Here is a 12148-nt window from a genome sequence, read left to right as displayed (position 1 = left end):
TCACACGCGTCGTGAGGGTGGTGGGTCAACCACACCTCACCGTTCGGGGGACGACCCATGACAGAGCCAGGCACCGAAGAGGGAACGAGAACGGCACCCGGCCCGAGCCGCAGGCGCGTGCTCGCGGCCACAGCGGCGGGCGGCGCGGCGGCGCTGGCGGCGCCGGTCCTCGCGCCCGCCGGCACCGCGGCCGCCGCAGTCGGCGCGACGGGAGCACCGGCCACGGCAGGCGGCGCGCCTGGAGCGTCGGCCGCCGCAGTCGGCGTGACCGGCGCCCCCACCGACCCCATCCGTCCCGACGACCCCCGCTACCTCTCCCTCACCCAGCGCGGCTGCAACGGGCGGTTCATCGGCAAGCCCGACTACTACCGCGTGGTGCACTCCACCGCCGAGGTCGTCGATGCTGTCCAGCGTGCCGTGCGCGAGGGCAGGCGCATCGCCGTGCGCAGCGGCGGCCACTGCTTCGAGGACTTCGTCGACCACCCGGACATCAAGGCCGTCATCGACATGTCGCCGATGCGCGAGATCTCGTACGACGCGAAGCAGCGGGCCTTCTGCGTACAGCCGGGCGCACAACTGGCCGAGGTGTACCGGGAGTTGTTCCTGGGGTGGGGGGTGACCATTCCGGCGGGTGCGACCGCCGAGGTCGGCATCGGCGGACATGTGGTCGGCGGCGGGTACGGCGTGATGTCGCGGCGCGACGGCCTGTCCGTGGACCATCTGCACGCCGTCGAGGTCGTCGTCGTGGACGAGGACGGCACCGCCCGCGCCGTCGTCGCGCGGCGCGACCCCGACGACCCGCACCACGACCTGTGGTGGGCCCACACCGGCGGTGGCGGCGGCAACTTCGGCATCGTGACGCGCTACTGGTTCCGCACGCCCGGCGCCCGGGGCGACGACCCGACGAAGCTGCTGCCCAAGGCCCCCGGCTCCTTCCTCGCCTTCCGGGCGGGCTGGACCTGGAAGGACCTCGACGCGCGGGGCTTCAAGGCCCTGATGCGCAACCACGGTGAGTGGCACGAGCGCAACAGCGACCCCGGCTCGCCGTACGCGAGCCTGTTCAGCGTGCTGATGGTCAACACCACCCAGGCGGCGGGCTCCGGCGCCGTCCTCGCCGGGGTGATCGACACGGCCGTGCCCGGCGCGGAACGGCTCGTGGACGACTACATCGCCGCCGTCGGCCGGGGCGTGGGCGCGGCGCCCGCGATCCGCAAGCCGCCGCTGTCGTGGCTGAACGCCCTCTCCTCCATCACGGACACCGCCTCCACGCCGTTCAAGGTGAAGAGCGCGTACCTGCGGAAGACCTTCACGGACCGGCAGCTCGACGTCCTGCACGAGCACCTCAGGCCGGACGACGACCCGGCCGAGCGCATGAGCGGCACCCTGTGGCTCGTCGCGTACGGCGGCGCCGCCCGCGACGTCGCGCCCGACGCGACCGCCGTCGCCCAGCGCGACTCGATCCTCAAGGCCGTCTACATGGCCGGGTGGGACGCGGCGACGCGCGACGGGAGCCGCGAGATCGCCTGGGTCCGCTCGCTCTACAGCGGCGTGTACGCCGACAGCGGCGGCGTCCCGGTGCCGGGTGACGTCAGCGACGGCGCGTTCATCAACTACCCGGACGCGGACCTCGCCGACCCTGAGTACAACACCTCGGGCGTGCCCTGGTACACGCTGTACTACAAGGCCAACTACCCGCGTCTGCAACGGGTGAAGGCGAAGTACGACCCGCGCGACGAGTTCCGGCACCGGCTGGCGATCCGCCCCGCACGATGACGAGCGGGGTGCGCCCGGCGGTTGCACGCGCCGGGCGCACCTCGGGTCACGCGGTGTGGAGCCGCAACCCGTAGCGCTGGAGAATCTCGTTCACCGGCTGATACCACGTCTCGCCGCCGCTGCTGCAGTTGCCCCAGCCGCCGGACGTCACGCCCTGGGCCTGGTCGCCGCTGATGAACGAGCCGCCCGAGTCGCCGCCCTCGGCGCACACGCTGGTCTTGGTCAGCTGCCGGACGACGGCGCCGCCCGAGTAGTTGACCGTCTCGTTCTTGGCGAGAAGCGTGCCGCAGTGCCACTTCGTGGTGGAGCCGGAGCGGCAGATCGACGACCCGACGGCCGCCTCCGCCGAGCCGCGCACGAGCCGGTCCGGGATGGCGCCCCAGCCGAGCACGACCGGCACTGTCCACCAACCGTTGCCGACCGACACCCACGCGTAGTCGTTGTCGGGGAACGAGGAGCCCTGGAACGAGCCGATGGCGGACCCGTCCCAGCCGCGCACACTCGCGCCCACGCCGCCGCAGTGTCCGGCCGTGACGAAGCCGCCGTGCACGGAGAAGCCGATGGAGCAGCGGACGTTCCCGGTGTAGTACGGGTCGCCGCCCACGGTTCCGGCGGCGAAGGTGCTCGGCGCCTCGGGGACGGTGTCCACGCGGACGGGGGCGGTGGCGCGGGCGCGCCGGAGGAAGGTGCTGACATCGTTGTCGGCACGGTGTCCTTCGACGACGTCGACGACGACGCGGTTGGCCCGCGGATCGACCCGCCAACTGGCCACATTCTTAGGTGCCTTGAGCTGGTCGACGCGCTTCTTCGCCGCGTCGAGGCGCGCGGCGCTGTGCGCGACGAACCGGACGTCGGCGCCGGCCTCGCGCACGTCGGCGGCGACCTCCCGCTCGGTCAGGGCGACGGTGAGCCGCCCGCTCCCGGCGTCGAACCACGCCCCGCCGTACGCCGCACCGGCCGCCTTCCGCGCCGCACGCTCGGTCTTGACGGCCCGCCGCTCATCGGCGAGCCGCTCCCGCGCGGCGGCGGGCGACAGCCCGAGGTCACGCTCCATGGCCCGGAGAAGACCGTCGGAGGCGGGCGCCTTGGACACCGGTGCGGCGGCGGGGCCGGAGTCGGCGGCGGCGGTGGGGGCGAGGCCGGTGGCGGCACAGGTGGCGGTCAGGAGGAAGGCGGACAGGCCGAGGCGTGTGCTGGTCTTGCGTCTCACAGGGGAACCTCTCGTCGTGCCAACGGGCGGGCGATGGGAAGCCGAACTTCTGAGAGCGCTCTCGTACCTGCTTCAGAGTGCGGGACATCGTAAAGAGCCGGTGAGACCAAGTCCGGACTATCGCCGACACATCTCGGCCGTTCGCCGGGCAGCGCTTCGACTCCGGGCAACTCGGCTCATGCGAGCCGGTGTTGTGGTGCACTGTCACTGTCCGGAGAACATCCGCCTGTCAGGAGACGGGTCGCGAGGCGAACTGGCCGAGGCGTTCCGCCTGCTCCCGCCCCAGCGGCTGCTTCTCGTCATCCCGGCTCTCCGACGGGCCGAGTACGAGGACATCCGCGGGGAGCTCGACACGGCCGTCCCCCTGCCCGGCGCGTCCGGGACGTCCGCCTCACGCTTGCCGGACTGCCCCGCATGGCTGGGCGACCGACCCGACTCGCGGGAACCGGTACACGGCCTGATCCACTTCGCCGCGGACTGGTCCCCCACGGTCTCCCTCGTCGTCGGGAGCGGGGCACCAGGACCCACTGCGTCTGACGCCCCGGAACGACCACGGTGAAACCGATACGCACTGCCTCTCCCTTCGTCTCCCTTCGTTTCCCTTCGTTCAGGCGAAGGCCAAGGCACTGCCGCCCAGAGCGTAGGCAGCCGCGAAGATTCCGGGTACCCACTGCTCGATGTGGGTCAGGGGCATGTACAGGCGCCAGTCCCTCCCCTCCCCCAGAGCCGTGTCCCACTCCCCGCGCGAGTACGCGTAGGCGGGAAGACGCTCCTCCAATGCCCCGATGACCGCGAATTTCGCTGCGTTCAACTGCCGGTAGGAGCGTATGAGGGCGAGCCACGCGCCGCACTGCGTCAGCAGAATGACCAGCGCCGCAAGGACCAGCCACCCTTCGACCCGGCCCGCCCGCGTGCCGAGGGACCCCACCATCCCCGCGGCGACCAGACTGTTCAGCGACAGGAAGAACGTGTTCGTCAGATGGCGCCGGGCGCTGACCCGGTCCGCCATCTCCACGCACAGCTTGTACTGCTCCAGCACGCTGGTGCGGTAGAGCGACGCCTCTTCCGGTGAGCACCCTCGCCCGGGCGAGGGAACGGCGTTGTTCCACACGGCAGTTGAGAGATTCACAGGTCGGCCATACCCATATCCCGGTGGTGGGAAAAGCGCGTGCGTCCTGCCGACCCCGTCCGTTATCTTCCTCGATGTGTCCGTGACCGAGTAACTCCAGGTGCCCCACCCGCCCCGCGCGGGTCCGTGGCACGGAAGCGTCCGTCTTCCTCAGCTCCCGCCGCACACCGGCCGGGGCCGACCTGGAGTGCCCACTTCATGAACACCCGCACCCACTCCCGCACCCTCAGCCTCGCGCTGCTCTCCCTCCTCCAGTTCCTCATCGCCATCGACGTGACCGTCGTCAACGTCGCGCTGCCCGCCATCGGCGACCGTTTCGGCGCGGGCCCGGCGGCCCTGTCCTGGGTCGTCACCGGCTACACCCTCGTCGGCGGCGGGCTGCTGCTGCTCGGCGGGCGGCTCACCGATCTGCTCGGCAGGCGGCGGATGTTCCTGCTCGGCGCCGCGCTCTTCGCCCTGGCGTCACTGGCCGCCGGGCTCGCGCCGAACCTGGAGACGCTGGTCGCCGCCCGCTTCGCGCAGGGCGCGGGCGAAGCACTCGCCTCGCCCGCCGCGATGTCGCTGATCGCGCTCCTCTACCCGGGCCCGGAGGAGCGCGCCAAAGCACTCGGCATCTGGGGTGCGATCTCCGCGAGCGGCCTCGTCGTCGGCGTCCTGCTGTCCGGCGCGATCGTCCAACTCCTCGGCTGGCGCTGGATCTTCGGCATCAACGTGCCGGTCGTCGCGGCCGTGCTCCTGGCCGCCCCCGCCCTCGTACGCCCCGACGGACCGCGTCGCGGCCCGCACGGGCTCGACCTGCCCGGAGCCGCGCTCCTCACGGCGGGCCCGCTGCTCCTCGTGTTCGGCGTGCTGCGCCGCTCCGGGCCCGCGGTGGCCGCCGGATGCGTGCTCCTCGGCGCCTTCGTGCTCGTCGAGCGGCGCACGAAGAGCCCGCTCGTCCCGCTGTCGTTCTTCACGCACCGGACCCGGGCACTCGCGAACGCGGCGACGGTCCCGCTCAGCGCCGGCCTCTCCACCACCTTCTTCCTCGCGACCCTGTACCTCCAGAACATCCTCGAACTCAGCCCCGTGCAGGCGGGATTGGCCTACCTGCCGTTCTGTGCCGCGCTCCTGGGCGCGGTCGCCGTGGTGGGCCGGATCGTCCGGGCGCTCGGCACGGCGTACGCGTCCGTGGCCGGCCTGCTCCTGACCGCCGCGGGCCTCGGCTGGCTCGCCCGGCTGCCCGACCGGGGCAGCCTGTGGGTGGACGTCCTGCCCGGCATGGTCGCCGTCGCCGCCGGTATGGGCATCGGCCTGATCGCCCTGCAGCACGCGGCCCTGTCCGACGTGACCGAGGCCGACGCGGGCACCGCATCCGGCGTGCAGCGCTCCGTCGACCAGCTCGGCGGCTCCCTCGGGCTCGCGGTGCTGGTGGGCGGGGCGTTCGGAGGCACGGCCCAAGAAGCCGATTTCCGGGCGGCGTTCGCGTGGGCGGCGCTCGGGGTGCTGGTCGCGGCGGTGGCTGTGGCGCTCGCGGGGCGACGGACGTAAGATCCACGGCGGCATCGCGTGTCGGTCACCGGCCGGGTGAGGCATGGAGGTGCCAGGACATGCCTGTTGGAGGCATTCCTTGTCGGTACAGCTGAATCACACGATCGTCCACGCCCGGGACAACCGGGAGTCCGCCGAGTTCTTCGCGGACCTGCTGGGCCTTGAGATCGCCGCGGAGTGGGGCCCGTTCATCGCGGTGAACCTGAGCAACGAAGTCACGCTGGACTTCGCCACGATTCCCGCCGAGCACATCACCCCGCAGCACTACGCCTTCCTCGTGTCGGAGGCGGAGTTCGACGCGGCGTACGACAAGATCCGCACGCGCGGCATCCCGCACTGGGCCGACCCGCACCAGAAGCAGCCGGACGAGATCAACCGCAACGACGGCGGCAAGGGCGTCTACTTCCTGGACCCGTCCTCCCACGCGATGGAACTGATCACGGTCCCGTACGGCGGCCGGCCCGAGAAGTAGCCGGACGCGGCGAGGGCCGCACCCCCGAGCCAGGGGGTGCGGCCCTCAACTACTGCGTGCCGTAAGCCTACTTGCGGATCAGGCTGCGCAGCACGTACTGCATGATGCCGCCGTTGCGGTAGTAGTCCGCCTCGCCGGGCGTGTCGATGCGGACGACCGCGTCGAACTCGACACCGGTGTCGGTGGTGACCTTCACCGTGCGCGGCGTGGAGCCGTTGTTCAGCTCCTCGACGCCGACGAAGGAGAAGGTCTCCTCACCGGTCAGGCCGAGGGACGAGGCGGTCTGGCCCTCCGGGTACTGGAGCGGCAGGACGCCCATGCCGATGAGGTTCGAGCGGTGGATGCGCTCGTACGACTCGGCGATGACGGCCTTGACGCCGAGGAGCGCGGTGCCCTTGGCGGCCCAGTCGCGGGACGAGCCGGAGCCGTACTCCTTGCCCGCGAGGACGACCAGCGGGATGCCCTGCTCGATGTAGTTGCGCGAGGCGTCGTAGATGAACGAGACCGGCGCGTCCTCCTGCGTGAAGTCACGCGTGAAGCCGCCCTCGGTGCCCGGCGCGATCTGGTTGCGCAGGCGGATGTTCGCGAACGTGCCGCGAATCATGACCTCGTGGTTGCCGCGGCGCGAGCCGTACGAGTTGAAGTCGCGGCGCTGCACGCCGTGCTCCGTCAGGTACTTGCCGGCCGGGGTGTCGGCCTTGATCGCACCGGCCGGGGAGATGTGGTCGGTGGTGACCGAGTCGCCCAGCTTGGCGAGGACGCGGGCGCCCGTGATGTCGGAGACCGGGGTGGTCTCCATCGTCATGCCCTCGAAGTACGGGGGCTTGCGGACGTACGTCGACTCGGTGTCCCACTCGAAGGTGTTGCCGGTCGGGATGGAGAGGGCCTGCCACTGGGCGTCGCCCGCGAAGACGTCCTGGTAGGACTTGTTGAACATGTCCTCGCCGATGGAGTTGGCGACGACGTCGTTGACCTCGGCCTCGGAGGGCCAGACGTCCTTGAGGTAGACCGGGTTGCCGTCCTGGTCGACACCGAGCGCCTCGGTCGTGATGTCGATCTTCATCGAGCCGGCGAGGGCGTAGGCGACGACGAGCGGCGGGGACGCCAGGTAGTTCATCTTGACGTCGGGGTTGATGCGGCCCTCGAAGTTCCGGTTGCCGGAGAGGACGGACGTCACGGCCAGGTCGTGCTCGTTGACGGCCTTCGAGACCTCGTCGGGCAGCGGGCCCGAGTTGCCGATGCAGGTGGTGCAGCCGTAGCCGACGAGGTTGAAGCCGACCTTGTCGAGGTACGGGGTGAGGCCGGCCTTGTCGAAGTAGTCGGTGACGACCTTCGAGCCGGGCGCGAGGGTGGTCTTGACCCAGGGCTTGCGGGTCAGACCCTTCTCGACGGCCTTCTTCGCGACGAGCGCGGCGGCGACCATCACGTACGGGTTCGAGGTGTTGGTGCAGGAGGTGATCGCGGCGACGGTGACGGCGCCGTGGTCCAGCTCGTACGTCGAGCCGTCGGGGGCGGTCACGAGGACCGGGTTCGACGGGACGCCGTTCGTGGTGGCCGGGGCGTCGGAGGCCGGGAAGGACTCCTTGCCGGCCTCGTCCACGCTGTCCACGTAGTTGCGGACGTCGGTCTTGAACTGCTCGGCGGCGTTGGCGAGGACGATGCGGTCCTGCGGACGCTTCGGACCGGCGATGGAGGGGACGACCGTCGAGAGGTCGAGCTCCAGCTTCTCCGAGAAGTCGGGCTCGGCGGCCGGGTCCAGCCAGAGGCCCTGCTCCTTGGCGTACGCCTCGACGAGCGCGACCTGCTGCTCGTCACGGCCGGTCAGGCGCAGGTACTTCAGCGTCTCGTCGTCGATCGGGAAGATCGCGGCGGTGGAGCCGAACTCGGGCGACATGTTGCCGATGGTGGCGCGGTTCGCGAGGGAGGTGGCGGCGACGCCCTCACCGTAGAACTCGACGAACTTGCCGACGACACCGTGCTTGCGCAGCATCTCGGTGATGGTCAGCACCAGGTCGGTGGCGGTGGTGCCGGCGGGCAGCTCACCGGTCAGCTTGAAGCCGACGACGCGCGGGATGAGCATGGAGACCGGCTGGCCCAGCATCGCGGCCTCGGCCTCGATGCCGCCGACGCCCCAGCCCAGCACACCGAGGCCGTTGACCATGGTGGTGTGCGAGTCGGTGCCGACGAGGGTGTCGGGGTACGCCTGGCCGTTACGGACCATGACGGTCCGGGCCAGCTTCTCGATGTTGACCTGGTGGACGATGCCGGTGCCCGGGGGGACGACCTTGAACTCGTCGAAGGCGGTCTGGCCCCAGCGCAGGAACTGGTAGCGCTCCTTGTTGCGGCCGTACTCCAGCTCGACGTTCTGGCCGAACGCGTCGGCGGTGCCGAACTTGTCGGCGATGACGGAGTGGTCGATGACCAGCTCGGCCGGGGCCAGCGGGTTGATCTTCGCCGGGTCGCCGCCGAGCTCCTTCACGGCCTCACGCATGGTCGCCAGGTCCACGACGCACGGGACGCCGGTGAAGTCCTGCATGATCACGCGGGCCGGGGTGAACTGGATCTCCTGCGACGGCTGAGCCTGGGAGTCCCAGTCGCCGAGCGCGCGGATGTGGTCGGCGGTGATGTTCGCGCCGTCCTCGGTACGGAGCAGGTTCTCCAGAAGCACCTTCAGGCTGTAGGGAAGGCGTGCGGAGCCCTCGACCTTGTCCAGCTTGAAGATCTCGTACGACTCGTCGCCCACGCGCAGCGTGCTGCGGGCGTCGAAGCTGTTCGCCGACACGACAGTCTCCTTCATTTTTGTGCGCGTTCCGTCACATCCTGCCGCCACGACTCCTCGTCGATCCGCTAAGGTAAGGCTTAGTTAGGTAACCCTTACCGAGTGGCGGCTTCTGGTGCGCCTCGGCAGATATCTCGATGTCGAGATAACTCTAGTACATCACCCCTGTGTACGACGAGGCACGGCAGCCTGACCTGTCGCAGCGAAGGCGGCTGCCGACGGGAGTGGCGCCGGTCCGGCCGGGCGGCGTACCGGCGGTCTTTCGGCCCCGTCGTCAGCTCCGGCTCAACCGCCGCACGATGGCCTCCAGCAGCTCGTCCAACGCCACCTTGCGCGTCCGGCCCGGTGGTCGGGCCAGCCCTACCCGGCTCGGTGGGACCCCGCGGACCGGACGGAACACCACGTCCGGATGGGAATGGAAACGGGCCGCCGACGCCGGGGCCAGCGCCACGCAGCCGGCAGCCACCGCTGCGAGCCACTCGTCGGGCCGACTGGTGACGGCGCCGACCCGGACCGGGTGCCCTTCCCGCTCCTCCGTCGCCAGCCAGTGCTCCCTCCAGGCTCCGGTCTCGGCTCCGGCCGCGACGAAGGGCTCGTCCCACAGCTCCCGGAACTCCACCGCCCCGCTGTTCGCCAGCGGATGTCGAGCCGGCAGCAGCACCCCACGCTCCTCGACGAACAACTCCCGTACGTCCAGCCGCTCCTGCCCCGGAAACGGCAAACGCACCACTGCCGCATCCACTTCGCCCCGGGCCAGGCCGGCACTCGGGTCGGACCAGTCGAACTGGCGCAGGCTCACCCGCCACGCCGGTTGCGCCTGGCGGAACTCGGCGATGACCTCGTGGACGGCGCCCACGGCGCCCGCGTCCAGGAAGCCCAGGCGCAGCGTCCGCGCCGCCCGGCCGGTTGCCTCCACCGTCTCGTCCCAGCCGTCCAGCAGTGCGGGCACCCGAGCGGCGAGCTCTCGACCGGCCTCGGTCAGCGCCATCCCGGACCGCGAACGAGCAAAGAGCGGTACCCCGAGATCGTCCTCCAAACGCCGGATCTGCTTGGTCAGCGCGGGCTGCGAGACGAACAGCTTGTGCGCCGCCCCGGTCAGGCTGCCCTCCTCCGCCACTGCGGCGAAGTACCGAAGCAGGCGCGTGTCCACGTCCATGCCACCAGGTTATAGAAGCAGGTATTGGACGGCGCCGAAGTGCCTGCGGACCCTGAAGGCATGACCGGTACCCAGCTCGCATTCCTCGTCGTCACCTTGCTCACCGCCGCTGTCAACGCCGGTATCGCCGCAGCCGACCTCGCCGGGGCGCGCTTCGTGCTGGCCAACTCGGCGGAGGTGGGTGTCCCCCGGTCCTGGCTGCCCCGGCTGGCCACCCTCAAGCTGGCTGGCGCGGCGGGCCTCCTCCTCGGCCTCGTCGACGCCGCACTGCGCCCCCTCGCCGCGGCTGCGGCCGGCGGTCTCGCCCTGCTCTACCTGGGCGCGCTCGCCTTCCATCTGCGCGCTCGCGTGCTCTACAACCTCGCGTTTCCCGGTTTCTACTTCGCCACCGCCGTCGCCTCGCTGACCTTGGCCGTGTCCTCCTGATGGCGGCACCGCTCAACGTTCGATGAGAACACTCAACCTTCGCTGCGACAGGTCACAACCTGCCCGCATTCCGTCGACGCGCCCACTTCACTCCCCCGCGGCGCGGCGGGCGTAGGCGCGGGCGGCGCGTACGCGGTCGCCGCAGCGGGTGGAGCACCACTGGCGGCGCCCGTGCCTGACCAGGAAGCGGTTGCAGGGCGGGGACGCGCAGGCGGCCAGGCGGGCGGCGTCGGGAGACGTGAGCAGGTCGGCGGCGTCGGCCGCGATGACCGCGAGGGCGTGCTCGACGATCGCGGTGGTCGGGTGGGGCGCGGCGCGGTAGGGCCCGGCCTTCTCGTCCCACACGAGCAGGGACGCGGTCGGTACGCGGGTCATCGCGTCGTTGACCGCCGCGACGGCGGCGGGGAGCGCCGGCTGCCCGGCGACGCGCGAGGCCAGCAGCGACCTGACCTGTTCGCGCAACGAGCGCAGCTGCGTCGCACACACCTCCGCCAAGCCCGTGCCGACGGGGGCGAGATCGCGCCGCACCAGCCACTGCTCGGCCCGTGCCGGGGTCCCCAGAAGGTCGGACGTGTGGCCGCCGGGCAGCGCGACGGCGCTGTTGGCCAGGGCCAGGGCGGGGTGCGCCGCCTCGCCCGGCGCTGACGGGAGGGCGACCCCATCCGCGGCCTCTTCTGCTGCAGCTTCTCCTGCGGCTTCTTCCGTCACGAACTCGTCCATGCCCCTCATGGTACGGGTTGCTTTCATCCGTGAGGCATGCGTACTGTCGACTCACGGTTAACAAGCAACCTATCCGTGAGGGATTTTCTTACATGTCTTCGCCGACCCCGCAGCCCGCCCCGTTCCCCGTCCGTGTCTTCGGCGGCCCGACCGCCCTTTTCGACTACGCCGGCCTGCGCTTTCTCACCGACCCGACCTTCGACGGCCCCGGCGACCACCCGGCGCCGGCTGTCGTCCTGACCAAGACCGCTGCGGCCGACGGCAGCCCCGCCGATCTCGGCCGTGTCGACGTGGTCCTGCTCTCGCACGACGAGCACGCCGACAACCTCGACACCTCCGGCCGGGCCCTCCTCGCCGACGTCCCGCTGACGCTCACCACCCCCGGCGGCGGGGAGCGCCTCGGGGAGACCGCCACCGGCCTCGCCGACTGGCAGTCGGTCGAGCTGGCGCGCCGGGACGGCGGGCCCGGCACGGTCACCGTGACCGGCGTTCCCGCCATCCACGGCCCCGGCCCGCGCGAGGAGGTCGAGCCGATCTGCGGCGAGGTCGTCGGGTTCGTCCTGACCGGCGAGGGCCTGCCCACCGTCTACGTCAGCGGCGACAACGCCTCGCTCGACGCGGTCAAGGACATCGCCGAGCGCTTCGCCCCGGTGGACACGGCCCTCCTCTTCGCCGGAGCGCCCCGCTTCCCCGATGTCTTCGACGGTGGGCTGATCGTCCTGGACAGCGCCCAGGCCGCGGAGGCCGCGACGATCCTCGACGCCGGTCGCGTGGTCCCCGTCCACTACGACAGCTGGGCCCACTTCACCGAGGGCCGCGACGAGCTGGTCGCCGCCTTCGCCGCCGCCGGCCTCACCGACCGCGTCGACTTCGGCGTCCGCGGCTGATCCCACGTACGTCGGGCGCGTGTGCCGGAACGGACACGGTTGGGCGCCGGCCGACACGGACCTGCC

Annotated in this window: 10 protein-coding genes; 5 read left to right on the top strand and 5 right to left on the bottom strand. The window is 71.1% G+C overall.

The features are described 5' to 3' along the window. Positions 1-57 precede the first annotated feature (57 nt). Complete coding sequence (locus tag ACZ56E_RS15310; RefSeq protein ID WP_471214390.1) at positions 58-1773, top strand: FAD-binding oxidoreductase; 1716 nt, start codon at positions 58-60, stop codon at positions 1771-1773. A gap of 46 nt (positions 1774-1819) precedes the next feature. Here ACZ56E_RS15310 and ACZ56E_RS15305 read toward each other — a convergent pair whose 3' ends face one another. Together ACZ56E_RS15305 and ACZ56E_RS15300 are read right to left on the bottom strand one after the other, a co-directional pair. Next, positions 1820-2983: a S1 family peptidase gene (locus ACZ56E_RS15305; RefSeq protein ID WP_471214388.1), complete on the bottom strand. Its 1164-nt coding sequence runs from the start codon at positions 2981-2983 to the stop codon at positions 1820-1822. Positions 2984-3590: 607 nt separating this feature from the next. Next, positions 3591-4022 (bottom strand): RipA family octameric membrane protein, encoded by a 432-nt coding sequence (locus ACZ56E_RS15300; RefSeq protein ID WP_471214387.1) that lies wholly within the window; start codon positions 4020-4022, stop codon positions 3591-3593. A gap of 288 nt (positions 4023-4310) precedes the next feature. On the opposite strand from ACZ56E_RS15300, the gene ACZ56E_RS15295 reads away from it, so the two are divergent. Together ACZ56E_RS15295 and ACZ56E_RS15290 are read left to right on the top strand one after the other, a co-directional pair. Beyond that, complete coding sequence (locus ACZ56E_RS15295; protein ID WP_471214385.1) at positions 4311-5642, top strand: MFS transporter; 1332 nt, start codon at positions 4311-4313, stop codon at positions 5640-5642. A gap of 79 nt (positions 5643-5721) precedes the next feature. Next, entirely contained in the window at positions 5722-6114 is a 393-nt protein-coding gene (locus ACZ56E_RS15290) for a VOC family protein (RefSeq protein WP_471214384.1), read from the top strand. 67 nt (positions 6115-6181) lie between these two features. Here ACZ56E_RS15290 and acnA read toward each other — a convergent pair whose 3' ends face one another. Then, the gene (gene acnA, locus ACZ56E_RS15285; protein ID WP_471214382.1) at positions 6182-8896 is read right to left on the bottom strand and encodes an aconitate hydratase AcnA; all 2715 of its coding nucleotides are present in this window, start codon (positions 8894-8896) and stop codon (positions 6182-6184) included. A 271-nt stretch (positions 8897-9167) separates the two neighbouring features. Next, positions 9168-10049, bottom strand: a complete 882-nt coding sequence (locus tag ACZ56E_RS15280; protein ID WP_471214380.1) for a LysR family transcriptional regulator — start codon at positions 10047-10049, stop codon at positions 9168-9170. A 60-nt stretch (positions 10050-10109) separates the two neighbouring features. On the opposite strand from ACZ56E_RS15280, the gene ACZ56E_RS15275 reads away from it, so the two are divergent. Then, complete coding sequence (locus tag ACZ56E_RS15275; protein WP_471214378.1) at positions 10110-10475, top strand: DoxX family protein; 366 nt, start codon at positions 10110-10112, stop codon at positions 10473-10475. A gap of 87 nt (positions 10476-10562) precedes the next feature. Here the strand turns inward: ACZ56E_RS15275 and ACZ56E_RS15270 are convergent, their stop codons facing one another. Further along, positions 10563-11195, bottom strand: a complete 633-nt coding sequence (locus ACZ56E_RS15270; RefSeq protein WP_471214375.1) for a CGNR zinc finger domain-containing protein — start codon at positions 11193-11195, stop codon at positions 10563-10565. 92 nt (positions 11196-11287) lie between these two features. Here ACZ56E_RS15270 and ACZ56E_RS15265 point away from each other — a divergent pair, with 92 nt between their 5' ends. Next, positions 11288-12082, top strand: a complete 795-nt coding sequence (locus ACZ56E_RS15265) for an MBL fold metallo-hydrolase (RefSeq protein ID WP_471214372.1) — start codon at positions 11288-11290, stop codon at positions 12080-12082. Positions 12083-12148: the final 66 nt, after the last annotated feature.

The sequence above is a fragment of the Streptomyces sp. NPDC039480 genome (assembly GCF_055597165.1).
The sequence above is the reverse complement of the archived record's forward strand: the minus strand, read 5'-3'. Positions and strand labels throughout refer to the sequence as shown.